The sequence below is a fragment of the Shewanella sp. 10N.286.45.A1 genome, from assembly GCF_041470405.1.
In the GTDB taxonomy this organism is placed as follows: Bacteria; Pseudomonadota; Gammaproteobacteria; order Enterobacterales; family Shewanellaceae; genus Shewanella.
On the sequence record NZ_JBFRMK010000179.1, the window covers coordinates 1 to 18155 of the forward strand.

15 protein-coding genes and 9 tRNA genes are annotated in these 18155 nt (G+C 41.7%); 18 read left to right on the plus strand and 6 right to left on the minus strand.

What is annotated here, in order from left to right; genetic code table 11:
- Positions 1-53 precede the first annotated feature (53 nt).
- Positions 54-644, minus strand: a complete 591-nt coding sequence (gene smrA / locus AB4238_RS14020) for a DNA endonuclease SmrA (RefSeq protein ID WP_372033981.1) — start codon at positions 642-644, stop codon at positions 54-56.
- Between the two features lie 307 nt (positions 645-951).
- Between smrA and AB4238_RS14025 the strand changes: the two genes are divergently transcribed.
- Both AB4238_RS14025 and AB4238_RS14030 read left to right on the plus strand, forming a co-directional pair.
- Positions 952-1542 (plus strand): nuclear transport factor 2 family protein, encoded by a 591-nt coding sequence (locus AB4238_RS14025; RefSeq protein ID WP_248975433.1) that lies wholly within the window; start codon positions 952-954, stop codon positions 1540-1542.
- Positions 1523-1999 carry a YchJ family protein gene (locus AB4238_RS14030; protein ID WP_372033982.1) on the plus strand — a complete coding sequence of 159 codons (477 nt, stop codon included), beginning with the start codon at positions 1523-1525 and terminating at the stop codon, positions 1997-1999. The genes AB4238_RS14025 and AB4238_RS14030 overlap by 20 nt, the downstream gene beginning before the upstream one ends.
- Positions 2000-2010: 11 nt before the next feature.
- Here AB4238_RS14030 and AB4238_RS14035 read toward each other — a convergent pair whose 3' ends face one another.
- The 3 genes from AB4238_RS14035 to AB4238_RS14045 form a co-directional block, all read right to left on the minus strand.
- Entirely contained in the window at positions 2011-4173 is a 2163-nt protein-coding gene (locus tag AB4238_RS14035) for a putative bifunctional diguanylate cyclase/phosphodiesterase (protein ID WP_372033983.1), read from the minus strand.
- Positions 4174-4309: 136 nt separating this feature from the next.
- Positions 4310-4597 (minus strand): DUF406 family protein, encoded by a 288-nt coding sequence (locus AB4238_RS14040; RefSeq protein ID WP_372033984.1) that lies wholly within the window; start codon positions 4595-4597, stop codon positions 4310-4312.
- A 72-nt stretch (positions 4598-4669) separates the two neighbouring features.
- Positions 4670-5152 carry a VC2046/SO_2500 family protein gene (locus AB4238_RS14045; protein ID WP_372033985.1) on the minus strand — a complete coding sequence of 161 codons (483 nt, stop codon included), beginning with the start codon at positions 5150-5152 and terminating at the stop codon, positions 4670-4672.
- Positions 5153-5293: 141 nt separating this feature from the next.
- Here AB4238_RS14045 and AB4238_RS14050 point away from each other — a divergent pair.
- The 4 genes from AB4238_RS14050 to AB4238_RS14065 all read left to right on the plus strand — a co-directional run bounded on the left by AB4238_RS14050 (position 5294) and on the right by AB4238_RS14065 (position 6952).
- Positions 5294-5378: transfer RNA gene (locus tag AB4238_RS14050), tRNA-Tyr, on the plus strand.
- 30 nt (positions 5379-5408) lie between these two features.
- Positions 5409-5493: transfer RNA gene (locus AB4238_RS14055), tRNA-Tyr, on the plus strand.
- Positions 5494-5565: 72 nt separating this feature from the next.
- Positions 5566-5650: transfer RNA gene (locus AB4238_RS14060), tRNA-Tyr, on the plus strand.
- A 225-nt stretch (positions 5651-5875) separates the two neighbouring features.
- A complete protein-coding gene (locus AB4238_RS14065) occupies positions 5876-6952 on the plus strand; it encodes a PLP-dependent cysteine synthase family protein (protein ID WP_372033986.1) in 1077 nt (358 codons plus the stop codon).
- 111 nt (positions 6953-7063) lie between these two features.
- On the opposite strand, the gene queE is transcribed toward AB4238_RS14065, so the two are convergent.
- Positions 7064-7732 (minus strand): 7-carboxy-7-deazaguanine synthase QueE, encoded by a 669-nt coding sequence (gene queE, locus AB4238_RS14070; RefSeq protein ID WP_372033993.1) that lies wholly within the window; start codon positions 7730-7732, stop codon positions 7064-7066.
- 131 nt (positions 7733-7863) lie between these two features.
- On the opposite strand from queE, the gene queC reads away from it, so the two are divergent.
- The gene (gene queC / locus AB4238_RS14075; protein ID WP_372033987.1) at positions 7864-8550 is read left to right on the plus strand and encodes a 7-cyano-7-deazaguanine synthase QueC; all 687 of its coding nucleotides are present in this window, start codon (positions 7864-7866) and stop codon (positions 8548-8550) included.
- A gap of 5 nt (positions 8551-8555) precedes the next feature.
- Positions 8556-9128 (plus strand): rhombosortase, encoded by a 573-nt coding sequence (gene rrtA / locus AB4238_RS14080; protein ID WP_372033994.1) that lies wholly within the window; start codon positions 8556-8558, stop codon positions 9126-9128.
- Between the two features lie 51 nt (positions 9129-9179).
- Here the strand turns inward: rrtA and uvrB are convergent, their stop codons facing one another.
- Positions 9180-11183: an excinuclease ABC subunit UvrB gene (uvrB, locus tag AB4238_RS14085; protein ID WP_372033988.1), complete on the minus strand. Its 2004-nt coding sequence runs from the start codon at positions 11181-11183 to the stop codon at positions 9180-9182.
- A gap of 850 nt (positions 11184-12033) precedes the next feature.
- On the opposite strand from uvrB, the gene AB4238_RS14090 reads away from it, so the two are divergent.
- The 10 genes from AB4238_RS14090 to rsxC all read left to right on the plus strand — a co-directional run.
- Positions 12034-12109, plus strand: a tRNA-Asn gene (locus AB4238_RS14090).
- A gap of 50 nt (positions 12110-12159) precedes the next feature.
- Positions 12160-12235: transfer RNA gene (locus AB4238_RS14095), tRNA-Asn, on the plus strand.
- 38 nt (positions 12236-12273) lie between these two features.
- A tRNA-Asn gene (locus tag AB4238_RS14100) sits at positions 12274-12349 on the plus strand.
- 31 nt (positions 12350-12380) lie between these two features.
- Positions 12381-12456: transfer RNA gene (locus AB4238_RS14105), tRNA-Asn, on the plus strand.
- Between the two features lie 27 nt (positions 12457-12483).
- Positions 12484-12559 (plus strand) — tRNA-Asn (locus AB4238_RS14110).
- Positions 12560-12592: 33 nt separating this feature from the next.
- Positions 12593-12668: transfer RNA gene (locus AB4238_RS14115), tRNA-Asn, on the plus strand.
- A gap of 220 nt (positions 12669-12888) precedes the next feature.
- Positions 12889-14814 carry an EAL domain-containing protein gene (locus AB4238_RS14120; RefSeq protein ID WP_372033989.1) on the plus strand — a complete coding sequence of 642 codons (1926 nt, stop codon included), beginning with the start codon at positions 12889-12891 and terminating at the stop codon, positions 14812-14814.
- 106 nt (positions 14815-14920) lie between these two features.
- Positions 14921-15499 carry an electron transport complex subunit RsxA gene (gene rsxA / locus AB4238_RS14125; RefSeq protein WP_372033990.1) on the plus strand — a complete coding sequence of 193 codons (579 nt, stop codon included), beginning with the start codon at positions 14921-14923 and terminating at the stop codon, positions 15497-15499.
- 2 nt (positions 15500-15501) lie between these two features.
- Complete coding sequence (rsxB, locus tag AB4238_RS14130; protein ID WP_372033991.1) at positions 15502-16071, plus strand: electron transport complex subunit RsxB; 570 nt, start codon at positions 15502-15504, stop codon at positions 16069-16071.
- On the plus strand, positions 16065-18155 hold a 2091-nt coding region (gene rsxC / locus AB4238_RS14135), incomplete at its 3' end, for an electron transport complex subunit RsxC (protein ID WP_372033992.1). The genes rsxB and rsxC, both read left to right, overlap by 7 nt.

An 18155-nucleotide genomic window follows, 5' to 3' on the forward strand; every position in this document is an offset into this window, starting at 1 on the left:
AGAATCCGACACAGGCTCTGAACTCATGTTAACTTGGCTAGATCTACACTCTATTAGCGCGTATTAGCACCTTTGTGATTAACTTCTTGAGTTTCAATTCGCTTTTGTGCCGATTTAGTTAACATGACATAAAGCGCTCCAGTTCCACCATGATGCGGTTTTGCACTGTGAAACGCTAACACTGAGTCTATTTGAGTTAACCAAGCAACGGTAAAGGACTTCATCAAGGCTGCAATAGGTTTACTTCTGGCACCTTTACCATGAATAACCAATATACTTCGCTGCCCCAAATCTATGGCCTGCTCAATCGACTGAAACAGTACCTCTCTGGCTAAAGCAAGCTTTAATGGATGTATATCAACTTCGTTAGCAATCTTATAACCACCGCAGCTGAGCCTGTCAAACACTGCGCTTTGTACACCATCGCGTTTGAAGCCTATTACCTGCTCTGGTTCAAGCGCTTTGATTTGGTTAACATCTAACGTTAATCTCAGCAAAGATTCACTGGCTTCAAGTTCTTTACGTCGCAGTAGTTGTGAATCAGTTGGATTAATACTATTGACAGAAGCATTGGTGAGATTATTTTTCATCGGTGTTACGCCTGACATCTCATCCATAAACATTGCCATATCTTCTTCCAGCATCACTATCTCCTACCTGCTCGTTAACCTAAAATTAGTCTACTCCAGCAACACGCATAATCCAAATAGCCACGACTCAAGTGAGTACAAATATAACGAATGCTGCACTGTATTATGCTAAGCAATATCACTCTATCTTATTGTTATTTATCTACCAGTCTAAGCAAGTGCTATGAATAACCTTTTTAACTGAATTCGTTCACTTAATCGCCTTAACATTAAATCTACACACTTTGTAAAGATCTAATTCTTTTGTTCAATCATAGGGTCGATTATAGTGATGGTAGGAATTACTGTTTTGAAGCCATACATGTTTAAAAAAGCTATAAATCATTTAATGCTAGCTATTTGCCTCTATATATCGGCAATAGGCCTCGCTTTCGCTAATGATAACGAAGCGTTGAATGAACTTTATGATCACTTCAATGAAGCATTTAATGAATTAGATGTTAGCCGATTACATTCTATTTACTCTGAGGATGCGTGCTATATCCCAGAAAGCCAAGGTGAAGAGATCACCGTTGGCCGTGACAATATTGTTGAATTGTACAAAACCTTTTTTGGTAAGATAAAGCATAAAAATGCCAAAATAGAGGTCGACTTTAGAGTCATCGAAAGAAACATCGAAGGCTCAAGCGCAACGGATATTGGCTACTACCTTATTCGCTTCCATCCTTCTGTCGATGCAGGCGAACCGGTTAGCGAATTTGCGGGTAAATTCGTCACAGTGTCTAAAAAGAAAGCTGATGGTAAATGGTATTTAACCGTAGATACTAACAATAGAGCTGAAGCTTCTTTTTATTTTAATGCTAAGCCTTCATCAAACCTATATTATGGTCGGCAATTTACTGCCCTAAATAGCTTTGAAAAGCCTAAATTTGATGACCAATCCAAACAATGACCCAGTAACAGAGTGTCCATGTTGCTCAGGGAATGACTACAAACACTGCTGTGAGCCATTACATTTAAAAAAGGTGAAAGCATCTAATCCAGAGCAGTTAATGAGCTCGCGCTTTACTGCTTTTTATTTAGGACTTTTTGATTACCTAATTGAAACTCATCACCAACAACACCTGTGCGGCTTAACAGCTCAGGTCTTAAGTGAAGGTACTCAACCTAATTGGCTTAGTTTAGAGGTTATCTCTTCGTCAGAATCAGCTCTACGAGGCAAGGTGACTTTTCAAGCTTGGTTTAAAGATAATAATCAATTAGATGCCATACACGAGAGTTCTGATTTTATTAAAGAAAATGGTAGTTGGTATTACACCGAAGGTGTACAACATAACCCTATATATCCAAAACGAAATGAGCTATGTGTTTGTGGCAGTAAAAAGAAGTTTAAACAGTGCTGTATGTAAATATTAATCCATCAATGAACTGATGTTGACGACTCTTCTAGAAATTCACCAAATTCAGACACTCTCAGCGCTGGGCTATATAAGAAGCCTTGAGCTTGGTGACATAGATGATCGGCTAAGAAAAGCTCCTGCTCTTTGGTTTCAACCCCTTCTGCTGTCAGCGAGATATTGAGAGCTGATGCCATAGCGATAATCGCACTGACAATTTCACGACTTTCATGGCTAACAGTAAGATCTGATATAAACGAGCGATCAATTTTAAGCTTACTGATAGGAAATTGCTTGAGATAACGCATTGAGCTATAACCAGTGCCAAAATCGTCAATGGCTAGTCCTACCCCTAACTCAGCAAGTTCGTTGCACAGATTAGTGGCAGAACGTATATCTTCCATTAGCTCGGTTTCAGTAATTTCCAGTATCAAACTATGAGGTTTTAAACGATAGCGGCCTATTAGTTCCCAAACTTGCTCAAACAGCGTACCACTAAAAAATTGTCTCGCTGAAACATTAACGTGCATTGATATATCAATTTGACGATGCTGCCATAAATTTAACTGTTTACATGCAGCTTCAAGTACCCATGAACCGATATCGGTGATTAATCCCGTTTGCTCAGCAATATCAATAAATGCACCCGGGTATAACACACCCTTTTTTGGATGGTGCCAGCGGATCAAGGCTTCTGCACCTATGTAAGCCTGCTTCTTTAAGTCTTTTAATGGCTGGTAGTACAGCTCGAACTGACGTCCTTTTATCGCCACCGCTAAGTCACGCTCTATCTGTGCATCATCCTTAAATGCATTCAGCAAAGCAGAGTTAAACACTTGTATGGCACTACCCTGCTTACTTTTTGCATATTGCAGGGCAATATCTGCACAAGTTAGTGCTGGGAATAGCTGTTCAATAGAGGCAATATCAACTGCTGCTAAAGCGGGTTTCGGTTCTATTTGCTCGGTACCAATACTAACCGGTACTTCTAATTTATTGTATAAACGCTCGATTAAGGTAGTGATCACATCTATGTCACGTGAGTCATTGATCAATATTGCAAATTCATCACTACCAATTCGAGCTATTTCTTCTATCTGATTAATATCTGCGAAATGTCTAATACGTCTAGCAACTTCTACCAACATTAAATCGCCATTGGCATGGCCATAGGTATCGTTAAAGCGTTTAAAACCGCGAAGGTCGATAAGAACGAGATGACCCTCTTTAGCTCTATCTAACACTCTGCCAAAGTGAGTTCGATTATATAAGCCCGTTAACCCACAACGCCAAGCTAACCGCTCCAACTCACTTTGATGTTGATGCTGCTCGGTACAGTTATCGGCATTGATTAAAGCAAAGTGATTGCCTCTTTCTGAGATGAAGCGTTTAACAGAGAGCCTCACCCAATAGTCAGTTCCATCGCGACGAACAAGTTTAATCTCTTCTTCAGAGCTTTCCCCTGCTTTCGCTTTACTCAGCACAATTTCAGCTTCTTCTGGGAATTGTTTAAAGAATTCTAAATCTTGTACTGGCCGACCAATGATCTGGTCTTTGGGTATTTGGGTTAATACAAAATGCGCGTTATTAACGTATTCAATCGTTGATGATGCGAGGTTTACCACCATCATTATTTGATCTGACTGTTCCGTTGCAGACAAAAATAATTTTAACCGTTCGTCTTTATCGTAAGCGTATTTAGTCGCTAATGTCAGCGCAAGCTGATCAGCAACTTGAGACGCTAACTGTATTTCAGATTCTTGCCATGGCAATAGTTCGCTATTGCGTTCTAAGCTCAATATTCCCTCTAGGTGACCATTAATCCGTATAGCAACTTCTAAAGCTGCTGTTATGTTCTGTTGACGATAGAAAGGATTAAGTTCAACTAGCCGCGGATCTGATATACAGCAGTCGGATGCGATATGGCGATTAACCCTAAGCTCTTCTACAAAAGTGGGGCAATGAGATGGCAATGGGCGTGAAACGTCTGCAGAGATTGATGTGCTAAATACATTTTCAAGAATATTTGATTCTTCATTTAAACCAGAAACAACAACTCGAGATACAGCGAGCTGTTCTAAAAGCAACTCAGCAGCCAATTTAGCAGTGGCAGAAAAATCGCCACATTGCTTAGCCTCTGAGTTAACAATTTGTTCTAACAATTTCTGGTATCTATGTTTCTTCACTCGATATCCTAAAAAGCGGTAAACAAATGGTCTACCAAATGGTTTGACGTCTTCGCACCAAACCCTAAATTATATTTTTTATAGTGCATTAAGATACACGAAAAGCCGTTACAGCAGCAACAATTACTGCCTTAAGTTACAAACTATTCTCTAATTGAAAGATCATTTTTTCTGCACTAAATGAGAATGTTAGCGTTAATATAAGCTCATCACCGTGAGTTGTAACGACACTACCGACCTCTTCGAAACGGTTTTTCGCTTTTTCAGCCAACTCATTCGCTAAAGTCGACGCATTTTCGCCGGCAAGTGTAAGCTCTAAAATGGTGTCGTGCTCATCAATTACAGCGCCAACATCAACAAAGCTACCACAATCATTACACGTATCATTAACTAAATCAGACTGCGCTTTTTGAATATTTTTCATGTTAACCAATTCCCAAACTAATAATTATGACTTAATTATATATCAGCTTAGAGTGTAACAAAGGGATCATTCTCAAGCTTGAGCAATTAATTCACTCATTTGTCGCTGCATTACCAACTGGTCAACGAAGTGCGTTGATTTTACGCTCTGTTCAATCGCAATATTCTGGTATCGATTACGTGTATGGTTATCACAGTTAGCTAATACTTCTTCCATGTCCAGTTGCTCATTACCACGGATCACAAGAGCCTCTTCATCCATTGCATTATTCAATCTAAAAGCTGTCACGCCACCATTTTGAAATGCTGTGCTGTTATTCGTCACTGGAGAGTCAGTCGAAAGCCGTTTTATCAAAGGCTGACTTCCCCCTAGTTCAAATTTGGTACGCAAATCTTCTTGTTTGAACTCTGGAGTCTGAAATTGAGCCATATCACGAGCATCTACAGACAACAGTGATAGCAATAAAGCAAACTCACCGCGGCGATTCGACTCAACAGCACTGTTGAGACGCGAGCCTAATTGTAATTCGTTAACTAAGGGGCTAACTGCTTGCATAATGCGCTATTTGCATAAAAAAAAACCGATAAAACAACCTGTTGATAGTTAATCGACCACTTAGCAGATTACTTTAGTAATTATTTTAAATTTAAGCTTTACATGAGAAAAAATTCTGACTACTATTGCCGCCGCAATTGAGGAGGGGTTCCCGAGTGGCCAAAGGGATCAGATTGTAAATCTGACGGCTCAGCCTTCGAAGGTTCGAATCCTTCTCCCTCCACCATTTGCGCACAATTTGTAGAAAGAGATATGTGGAGGGGTTCCCGAGTGGCCAAAGGGATCAGATTGTAAATCTGACGGCTCAGCCTTCGAAGGTTCGAATCCTTCTCCCTCCACCACTTCTATCGACAAATTGAAATGTAATAAACACAGTAGGCCAATATTGTGTGCAGTAAAAAGTAAGAAAATGTGGAGGGGTTCCCGAGTGGCCAAAGGGACCAGATTGTAAATCTGATGGCTCAGCCTTCGAAGGTTCGAATCCTTCTCCCTCCACCACTTCTTAACTCTCTTTCTATATCTATTCGACGTGAATTCTTGCTCAACATCTTTCTCCGTTAATTTAAAAATACTCAACAGCGTTCATTTGTAACTTCAAAGTTAATCAAGTTATGAGCTATTGTTACAGTTCTAAACTTCTGATTATTATCTGTTATTGTCTCTACCATTGTGCCCTTAATTTCACTATGATTTAGCTTTCTGATCAACATCAAAGGCCTTATTGTGACTAGTTCTTGGGTAAATCAAGCCATCGAAAAAATCGATGCAGACTTTCAACGAAGTGCAGACACTCATCTAATAAAACTTGATACTCCCAATTTGAGTGGCATTGATATTTACCTTAAAGATGAAAGCACCCACCCTACTGGTAGTTTGAAACATAGACTCGCTCGTTCGCTTTTTCTTTACGCTCTATGTAATGGCTGGATCAAAGAGAACACCACAGTAATCGAATCATCTTCAGGCAGCACAGCTGTATCAGAAGCCTACTTTGCCCGCCTACTTGGACTGCCTTTTATTGCCGTCATGCCAAGCAGTACCGCAAAGAAAAAAATACAGCAAATAGAGTTCTACGGTGGCCAATGCCACTTTGTCGATCATTCAAGTAAGATCTACGCTGAATCAGAACGTTTAGCCAAGGAGTTAGACGGCCATTATATGGATCAGTTTACTTACGCTGAGCGTGCTACCGATTGGCGTGGTAACAATAACATTGCCAACTCCATTTTTAATCAAATGGAAAGAGAACAACACTCTATCCCATCATGGGTTGTTATGAGCCCTGGTACCGGTGGCACATCAGCGACAATTGGACGCTATATTCGCTATCAACGACTAGCAACTAAGCTGTGCGTTGTTGACCCTGAAAACTCAGTATTTTTTGATTACTTTAATACAGGTAACGCTGATATCACCTGCACAAATGGCAGTAAAATTGAAGGCATCGGCCGCCCAAGAGTTGAACCCTCTTTTATACCCGGCGTTGTCGATGAGATGCGAAAAATCCCAGATCCTGCATCTTTGGCTACCATAAACTGGCTAGAAAAAATTATCGGACGTAAAACTGGCCCATCGACAGGAACAAACCTTTACGGCGCCCTGCAGCTCGCATCAGAGATGGCAGAGAGAGGAGAGACAGGATCAATTGTGACCTTAATTTGTGACTCTGGCGAGCGTTACCTTGACACCTATTACGATGCTCAATGGATTACAGACAATATCGGCGATTTGACGCCCTATAACAATGCCCTAGCCCACTTCAGTGAAACAAGCGTACTTAATTGTCCGGCAGCTAAATAAGTAATAAGCATAAAAAAGCCCTTGCTGAGTGTTACTCACAAGGGCTGTATTTTGTAGCATTCTCAACGGATTAATACCGTTAACGGAAATCCAATAATACTAACTTCGCGGCTAATCTATATCTAAATATTTATGAGTTTGAATTGAAAGGCGCCAATTTCTATCAATACAAGTCTTCATCGCAAGTTCAGTCGCTCTTGGCTTTTGGCTAATAGGTTGTAAGCAGATGGTCTTATCGGCTAAGTCAATATCGGCTAAGAGAGCATCGAGTTCATCGATATGATTGCTTGTGGCAATAGGATGCTTAATTTCATTAGCTCGCTCAAGTGCTTGTGCAAGTACCTTATAACCACCTTTCATGTTAATTTTAGGTGAGACCGTAACCCAGGTTGCGCTGTCACATGCCACCTCAAAGGTGCCACTGGTTTCTATCTGTGTCTGATAGCCGTTTTGATGTAAGTAACGAGTCATATCAGACAGGTCGTACATGCAAGGCTCACCGCCAGTTATCACGATATGTTTAGCCGTAAATCCCTTGTCTTTAAAAGCGTTAACCAATTGCTCGCTAGTTAACTCAGACCAGCGCCCTATTGTTCCGTCAACTTGGATCACTAACTCAGGTGCGACTCGATTTGCCTCAATAACGTCCCAGGTGTGTTTGGTATCACACCAAGCGCAGCCAACAGGACAACCTTGAAGCCTTACAAAAATAGCCGGTACACCGGTAAAATAGCCTTCACCTTGTATGGTTTCAAACACTTCATTGACTGGGTAGTTCATCATCTTTTCCTCGAGTTCAGCAGGGCGGCATTTATAGAGGATTTTTAACTGTGTAGCAAGTAGTTTAAATGCAAACCGCGCTGCGTTAAACTATCGCCTCTCATCTCCATATAAATTGAAGTTCTATTATTATGTCAAAAGCTATTGTCGTATTTTCTGGTGGCCAAGATTCCACGACCTGTCTCATTCAAGCACTCACCCAATATGATGAAGTTCATTGCGTGACTTTCGATTACGGCCAAAGGCATAGGCAAGAGATAGAGATAGCCAGAGAGTTATCTTCTAAGTTAGGTGCTAAAAGTCATCAGGTACTAGATGTTGGGATCTTAAATGATCTAACAGTTTCAGCTCTCACCCGCGATATCCCAATCGAGGATAATAAAGACGGCAACGCAATCCCCAATACGTTTGTTCCAGGCCGAAATATTTTATTTCTCACTCTCGCTGGGATCTACGCATACCAAGTAAATGCCGACGTTATTATTACAGGGGTTTGTGAAACAGACTTCTCTGGCTACCCAGATTGTCGAGACGAATTCATAAAGTCAATGCAAACAGCACTGGTCCAAGGGATGGATAAACAACTCACCATCAGCACCCCATTAATGTGGCTTAATAAAGCGGAAACCTGGGCGCTTGCAGATAAATACGATAGCCTGGAGTTAGTTCGTCATCAAACATTAACCTGCTATAACGGTTTAAAAGGAGACGGTTGTGGTACATGCCCAGCGTGTATATTGCGTCAACGCGGACTCGATGAGTATTTAACAAATTCGACGGCCATTCAAGCACAGCTAACCGCGAAATGCGCAAAATAATGCCAATGATCAATAGCCGCTATTTTGTGGTCACTTTAATTAGCGTGCTTTGCGTTCTGCTATTCGCGCTAGGCTTAGATGACGCTTTAGCCTATAGACGAGAACTCATTTTAGAAGGACAATGGTGGCGGTTATTAAGTGGTAATTTCCTACATACCAATATCTGGCATTTAGCCATGAATTTGGCGGGTTTGTGGGTAATAGTGTTACTGTTTGAGCAACATTACAGTGCCAAAACAATCGCTCTTTTAGTGTTAAGCTTAGGTTTAATGCAAGGCTTTGGATTACTCATATTCTTTCCAAACACCCTAGGTTACGTTGGCCTGAGTGGGTTGTTACATGGGCTTTTTGTTTATGGTGCGGTGCAAGATATCTGCAAAGGGCTTAAAATGGGTTACTTATTAACGCTTGGGGTGATTTTAAAAGTGACCTATGAGCAATCCTTTGGTGCCAGCCAAGAAGTGTCATCCCTCATCGGTGCGCGTGTTGCTACTGAAGCACACTTAATAGGCGTAGTAAGCGGTTTTATCTGCTTAGCGTGTCTTTATGGCTTTAATCAAGTGAAAAGTAATCGATAAAAATAGGAGACCTCAGTCTCCTATTCGATTAAATTCCCAATTGAGCTTCCGTTACGCCTTTATAAATTGTTCACGTAATCTGCCAACTCTATCTCTGATTGCTGCAGCCTCTTCAAACTCAAGGTTCTTGGCATGTTCATGCATCTGCTTTTCAAGCTTATCGATCTCATGGCTGATATCGGCGGGTTTTGCATGGTACTCTGCACCATTTTCTGCAACCCTATCTAACTCGCCCGACACATTATCGCTATCACCCACATCCATCACATCGGTAATACGCTTAATCACTCCTTTAGGTGTGATGCCATTATCAAGATTGTACTGATGTTGCATCTCCCTACGGCGGTTTGTTTCCGTAATCGCCTTGTCCATAGACTTAGTGATACGGTCACCATATAGAATAACTTTACCGTTAACGTTTCGTGCAGCTCGCCCTATGGTCTGGATAAGAGAACGTTCTGAACGCAAGAAACCCTCTTTATCTGCATCAAGAATACAGACTAAGGAAACCTCAGGCATATCCAATCCCTCACGCAGTAAGTTAATACCAATAAGCACATCAAATACACCCAGTCTAAGGTCGCGAATGATTTCAACGCGTTCAACGGTATCGATGTCTGAGTGCAAATACCTTACTTTTACGCCATGCTCATCCAAGTATTCAGAAAGGTCTTCAGACATTCTCTTCGTCAAGGTAGTCACTAGCACCCGCTCGTTGACTGCTACGCGTTTGCCAATCTCAGACAGCAGATCATCGACCTGTATACCAACCGGCCTGACTTCAATCTCAGGATCTAGCAGACCTGTAGGCCTAACAACTTGCTCTGCTATCTGACCCTCAGATTTATCAATTTCGTAGTCACTAGGAGTCGCTGAAACAAAAATGCTTTGTGGCATTAATGCCTCAAACTCTTCAAACTTTAATGGTCTGTTGTCCAGCGCTGACGGTAAACGAAACCCATACTCAACTAAGTTCATCTTTCGCGAACGGTCGCCTTTGTACATAGCGCCAATTTGAGGCACCGTGACGTGTGACTCATCGATGATCAATAAACCATCTTCAGGCAGGTAATCAAGTAATGTTGGTGGCCCATCACCAGGGGCTCGCCCGGAGAGATAGCGAGAGTAGTTCTCGATACCAGAGCAATAGCCCAGCTCCGTCATCATTTCGACATCATATTGTACCCGCTCAGTGATACGCTGCTCTTCTATCAGTTTATTTAGGTCTAATAACTGCTTTTTACGTTCGCGAAGCTCCTCTTTTATATCTTCTGTTGCCGCCATTATCGATTCACGCGGTGTTACATAGTGACTCTTTGGATAAACAGTTATACGCGCAATACGCTTAATAATGTGGCCAGTCAATGGGTCGAACAAACTTAAGCGTTCTATTTCATCATCAAAAAGCTCTACTCTTATAGCATGTTTGTCTGAATCGGCAGGGAACACATCGATCACTTCACCACGAACACGGTACGTACCACGCTGTAGTTCGATATCATTGCGAGTATATTGCAGTTCGCTGAGTCGTTTGAGCATATCGCGTTGATCCATTATTGCGCCTTCTCTAAGGTGCAATAACATTTTCATATAGGACTTAGGATCGCCCAAACCATAGATAGCAGATACTGATGCGATTAACACCACATCTTTTCGCTCTAACAATGCTTTGGTGGCCGACAAACGCATTTGCTCAATATGTGCATTGACGGAGGCATCTTTCTCAATAAAGGTCCCTGTCGAAGGCACATAGGCTTCAGGTTGGTAATAATCGTAATAAGAAACGAAATACTCAACAGCATTATGGGGGAAAAATTCCTTCATTTCCCCATACAGCTGTGCTGCCAACGTCTTATTAGGTGCCATTATGATGGTGGGACGCGACATTTTTTCTATTACATTAGCAATCGTAAAGGTTTTGCCAGAGCCAGTGACTCCTAACAGGGTTTGGCTAGCCAAACCTGACTCTAATCCATCAACTAGTTGATTAATGGCTGTAGGCTGATCACCTGCAGGTTTGTACTGGGATTCCAATTGAAATACAGATTCAGACACTAAGTTAAGCTTCCTCGTTTTTCTTGGGCGTATTTTACCCTATTTGATCATTAAGATGGGGCAAAGCTGGAAAATTATGTTGAGTCTCGATATTTAATTCATTATTAACGAAAAGGATAACCTAGCCCTTGCCTTGCTCCTTACACAATCAAAACTTATGCCCGAGACTAAAAATCGATTGCTATAACAAATAAAGATGACAACTTCTGTTTATTGCTGTGAAAGTTTGTGACATATAAACAATCAAAGACTTAGCTTGCCTCCTTGCTCTACACTAGCCTAAAAATGGCGTTTTAATTCACAATCCAGCTACATTAGGCAGTTACAAATTAGCAACAATTTGAGAAGGTGCATAAATTAACTGTTGATTTTTGCATCAATATGTTTTTAAACAATAAAAAAAAATCCTAGCAAAATTGTGCATTTTAACCTCAAGCCCCTATTCATAGGCGTTTGCAACAGATTTTTTGACTTAACCCACAGGCTTATCCACAGATTTAGTGGATAACTCATGTAAGCCTTGCTATAGCGGGACTTTTAACCAGTAGTGCTACTTTAGTATGGCGAGAAAAGATTTTGTAATTTTATTACATATGAAATTATTGCACCGACAACACTACCAGCACTCTTTGACTCGATATTGCTAGTAACCAATCTAAAACTACGATTAACTCATATACTTGCACTCTAACTGCCCACTTAATGTAAAATATGGTGCATTCGTCACCATGATGCGCATTTGCTGAACACTTAACCCTATAAATCCACTTTTTTTCCGTTGTCGAGTTGACTCAGTTGTAAGAGCGATTTAATATGCGCTCCGTCTTCAACGAGACGTAACTTATTCGATTCCCCTGTAGTTCAGTTGGTAGAACGGCGGACTGTTAATCCGTATGTCACTGGTTCGAGTCCAGTCTGGGGAGCCAAAGTTTAAGTTAATCAGATATTTATCTGTATGTATGTATAAAAGAGCAATTCCCCTGTAGTTCAGTTGGTAGAACGGCGGACTGTTAATCCGTATGTCACTGGTTCGAGTCCAGTCTGGGGAGCCACTTTTATATAAACAGCTAAATATTGATAAAAATGTAATTCCCCTGTAGTTCAGTTGGTAGAACGGCGGACTGTTAATCCGTATGTCACTGGTTCGAGTCCAGTCTGGGGAGCCAATTTTTTATCAAAATATAAGTAAAATGCGATTCCCCTGTAGTTCAGTTGGTAGAACGGCGGACTGTTAATCCGTATGTCACTGGTTCGAGTCCAGTCTGGGGAGCCACTTTATTTATAGTTAGATTTATTCGATTCCCCTGTAGTTCAGTTGGTAGAACGGCGGACTGTTAATCCGTATGTCACTGGTTCGAGTCCAGTCTGGGGAGCCAATCTAACAAAGCGTGTTATAGGTAACAAACGATTCCCCTGTAGTTCAGTTGGTAGAACGGCGGACTGTTAATCCGTATGTCACTGGTTCGAGTCCAGTCTGGGGAGCCAACCGCATTTCAGCATTTCAGCATTTCAGCATTTCAGCATTTCAGCATTTCAGCATTTCAGCATTTCAGCATTTCAGCATTTCAGCATTTCAGCAAAGATTATCTCCAATTAAAATTCCTCAAGTAAAGCGACTGATAATAAATTTAAAACATGTTTATAATGGCCTTTGATAAATCTTTTAGCAGTATCACCGTCTTCTATAAATGTGAATGGACTCAATATGACTAGTTTCCGATATTATCAGCTATTTTTAGTATCCATTTTTTGCGTGCTTACGTTTATCACATACTCAATCAATCGAGCTGACATAGAAAAAAACAGCGAAGAAGTACTCGCACAATACACCACCAGCATTGCAGCAAAGAGCATTTGGCAGGGCGATGGTAAGGATTTATATCAGGATTTAGACCAGCAGTTCTCTTTTCAATTTTTTCAATATATAGACAGCAATGATAGCGATAATAGTTACACTAAAGGTCAATTACTTTTTAAAAATGACGATATAACAAGTAACTTCTTTGACGTCGATATCCCCTATACCCAATCTTTAACAAATGGGCGCTTACAAGTAAAACTTTCCATAGGAAACACTTTTTCAGAAATCGTTGAACAGTTTAAACTGCAACTGATGCTCATTTGGGGCACATTTCTGTTTATCAGTTTATTTACACTACTACTCACTTACCGCCAAACAAAGAAAATTCAATATGGCGCAAAAATCATAGAAGAGCTGCCTAGTTTTACTTTTCACTCGATACAAAAATCTAAGTTAAAAGGCGAATTCAAGCCTTTAGCAGCAGCGATTGAGTCATGTCAGCATGATTTAAAAGCCGAAATAGATAAGCTCAATGAGTCCAATGAAAAACTATCAAGAGCAGCATTTCAAGATCCTATTACTGGTTTCGGCACCCGCGCTAAATTCACAGAAAAACTCAATGATATCTGCTCCCCTAATAGCCAACAATTCGGTGTTCTTGCCATGGTAAAAGCCACAGAGCTTGGTGCCATAAACCAATTACATGGTCGTGAGGCTGGTGACGATTACTTAACCAGAATTGCAAATCACATTAGAAAATCGTTAGTTAAATCTCCGAATGCTTATTGTTATCGGATCTCAACAGCGGATTTTGCACTCATACTGCCGGATGTCACGCTTAAAGATGGCACAAGTATAATTGAGCAGGTAAAGAGTGCATTCGATGATTATCAGCAAAGTTTAGGTACTGATTCAGTTGCCTATATAGGTTTGTGTCCCTACTTACAGGATAGTGATCCGGTATCTTTAATGACCCTTGCTGATACCGCCGTGAGTATTGCTCAAACATTAGGGCCTAACAGTGTACATGTATTACAGAAACTGACTGGCGATGAGTTATTTGGTGATAGCCGCTGGAAAGTCGCGATAGATGATATTGTTAAACGTAAAGCGATAAAATTTTATGCCCAGCCTATCCGCCCCTGCAGAAACGATGTCGAATCATACCGAGAGCTGCTATCTCGATTTTATAATGACCAAGGCAAGTTCCTTCCAACGGCAACCGTAATCGCCATGGCTGAACGCCATGGAATGAGCGAGGAGCTCGACAAACTCGTCATTCTAAAGACCTTAAGCATGCTCAATGAAACACCATCAATGTCTGGTTTATTTGGTATAAATATATCGGCATCGTCAGCAAACCAAGAAAATTTTGTTGCTTGGCTTAAAAATGTGTTGGGTCGTCAACGTCACTTAGCAGCAAGGTTAGTTTTTGAAGTCAATGAGTCAGGGATGCAGACAAACTTGTCCGCAACTTACCACTTTATCAATGAAGTCCACAGTGTAGGTGCACGTGTATCTATTGAACGATTTGGCCTAGGCTTCACCTCTTTTAAGTTTTTCAAAGATGTACGACCAGACTTTATTAAATTGGACGGCAGCTATACCCAAGGAATAAATTCTGACTCCCACAATCAATTCTTCGTCAAAATGATTATTGATATAGCAAGAAAGCTCACTATCCGAGTGATCGCCACTGGGGTCGAAAACCAAGAAGAGAAATTAGCGATGGAGCATTTGTTAATGGATGGCCTTCAAGGCTACTACATCGCCAAACCAACCCCTTTATTAACAGTAAGTAACAGTGAAAAGCCACAATTGGTGCTCTAAATTCACTCACTAGAAACCAAATTCATTTGTCCCTGCTTTCTTTGTGTTGTTTATAGCGCCGGAAAAGCCGATAATAGCGGTAATATTGTCTAAATAATGAATTGAGATGAGTGAATATCTCCTGTTATTGGTTGGCACCGTGCTGGTCAATAACTTTGTACTAGTTAAATTCCTAGGTCTATGTCCCTTTATGGGAGTATCAAGCAAACTTGAGTCGGCTATTGGTATGTCAATGGCGACCACTTTCGTGCTGACCTTGGCTTCTATTCTCAGCTACCTCGTAAACCAGTACCTTCTGCTGCCGTTTGATCTCGGCTACCTCAGAACAATGAGCTTTATTCTAGTCATTGCTGTCGTCGTTCAATTTACTGAAATGTTAGTACAGAAAACCAGCGCATCTTTACATCGCGCATTAGGAATTTATCTGCCACTGATTACGACAAACTGTGCAGTACTAGGTGTGGCACTACTTAATATTAATGAAGACCATAACTTTTTAGAGTCGGCAATTTTTGGCTTTGGCGCAGCAGTAGGGTTTTCTTTAGTGCTTATCCTGTTTTCCGCCATGCGTGAACGGCTTGCTGCTGCAGATGTTCCAACTCCATTTAAAGGCGGTGCTATCGCCATGGTTACCGCAGGTCTTATGTCTCTCGCATTTATGGGCTTTACAGGATTGGTTAAATAAACATGTCAGGTATTGTTATTGCAATTGTTGTCCTCACGATACTCGCCCTTGTCTTTGGTGTCTTGCTTGGATTTGCCGCAGAAAAATTTAAAGTAGAAGGTGATCCGTTAGTCGATCAAGTTGAAGCCTTATTACCTCAAACCCAGTGTGGACAATGTGGTTACCCAGGTTGTAAACCTTATGCTGAAGCTATTGCCAACGGCGATCAAATCAATAAATGTCCGCCTGGTGGCACCGCTACCATGGAAAAAATTGCCGATCTGCTCGGTGTCGATCCCCAACCTTTAACAGCAACAGAAGAAGTACAAGTAAAGAAGGTCGCGTTTATACGGGAAGACGAGTGTATTGGCTGTACTAAATGTATTCAGGCATGCCCTGTAGATGCCATATTAGGCTCAGGTAAGCTGATGCATACAGTAATCACCGATTATTGCACAGGATGCGATCTATGCGTCGCTCCCTGCCCTGTAGATTGTATTGACATGCTACCGATAGAACAAACAACTAAAACGTGGGATTGGCAGTTAAATGCAATACCAGTGAAACAAGTGCAAGAGGAACCGCAGTGCTAACTTTATTAGAACAAATTGATAAAGGAACCATTTGGCGCTCCCATGGCGGTATTCACCCGCCAGAGTTAAAAACCTTATCCAATAAAACCGCAATTGAAACGTTGCCTTTGGCCAAGCAATTTATTGTTCCGATCCCGCAAGTGGGCGACAGTGCTCTGCTTACCATTAATGTTGGCGAACACGTACTAAAGGGTCAAGCGCTTACAGAAGGAACAAGCTTTGCTCATTGTCCTGTGCACGCGCCTACATCCGGAACGATTACAGCGATAAAGCCTATGGCGAGTAATCATGCGTCAGGTTTACCAGTGTTAAGCTGTATATTGATCGCCGATGGCAAGGATGAAGCAGCTGAAACCAAGATCAGTGACGTTTCGGCGTTAGATAATCAACAGATCTTAAAAAAAATACAAGACGCAGGCATTGCTGGTCTTGGAGGCGCGGCGTTCCCCACTCATATAAAACTGCGACCCGCTAGCGATATTGAACTTGTGATCATCAATGGCATCGAGTGTGAGCCCTATATCACCTCTGACGATAGACTGATGCAAGAGCACAGCGATGAAGTTATTTCAGGCATCGCGATCATTGAACGCCTATTGACACCAAAGCGTATCATTATCGCCATAGAAGATAACAAGCCTGAAGCAATAGAAGCGATGCAGCATTCATTAAATCGAAGTGAACTGTCTAGCGATAAAACTCGAATAACTAGCGTACCAACTAAATACCCTTCAGGTGGAGAAAAGCAATTAATCCAGATCCTGACTGGCCAAGAGGTGCCATCAGGCGCAATTCCGGCACAACTCGGTATGCTGGTTCAAAATGTGGGAACGGCTTACGCAATTCAAGATGCGGTGATTAACGGCCAGCCACTAATTTCAAGAGTTGTCACGGTTACAGGGCAAAATAGTGAAAGCCCAGGTAACTATTGGATTCGGATCGGCACACCCATCGACCATATACTGCAAACCAAAGGCTTTAAAGGCAGACTTGAACAGGACAAAGTTATTATAGGCGGCCCAATGATGGGACATTCATTGCCTGACGTCTCTGCACCAGTACTTAAAGGCACTAACTGTATTTTATTGCCAAGCGGTGAAGAGATAGCACCTGAACAACCAGAAATGCCATGTATTCGCTGTGGAGAGTGTGCCGTGGCCTGCCCTGCCTTACTTCTGCCACAACAACTATTTTGGCATGCCCAGGCACAAGAATATGATAAAGCGGCCAGCTTCAATCTCAGTGATTGTATTGAGTGTGGTTGTTGTAGCTATGTTTGCCCTAGTGATATCCCATTGGTTGAATATTACCGGGTCGCAAAATCAGCGCTTCGTACAGAGTCAGAAGAAAAGAAACAAGCTGATTATGCTAAACAGCGCTTTGATGCAAGACAGCAACGCTTGGAAGATGAAAAGCTCGCTCGTGAGAACAAAGCTAAAGAAGCCGCCGAACGTCGTAAGAGTAATATGACTGGCACTGATAAGAATGCTGTAGCGGAAGCAATGGCACGGATCAAAGCCAAGAAGGCTGCCGAGTCATCTGCCGACAATATTTCTCCTGAACCAGCTCAAGACAAGAAAGCACAAGTTGCAGCAGCAATTGCACGTGCAAAAGCTAAAAAGTCATTATCGTCAGAAACAACGACCACATCGACTGAAACAAACGATGTAGTTGATGACAAAAAAGCTAAAATAAATGCCGCGATTGCAAGAGCAAAAGCGAAAAAAGCACAACAGGCCAATCCTGCTGATTCAGCGCTTATTGTTGAACCAAGCAATACTGCAGTCGACGATAAAAAGGCTAAAGTAGCTGCAGCTATCGCGCGCGCTAAAGCTAAAAAGCAAGCTCAGACCAGTAATGCCGGCAACCATCAACACACAGATGTAGTTGAGGCTAATGAAGAAATTCCTAGCGAGTTAACCTCGCAAACTGACGCTCCGCAGTCTGCAGAAAACATTAAGAAAGCTCGTATCGCCGCTGCTGTTGCCAAAGCTAAGGCCAAAAAGGCACAAACAACAGCCAATGCTGAATCACCTCAAAGTGATACCGTAGAGAATAGCCAGCTAGACTCAAAAACTGACGCT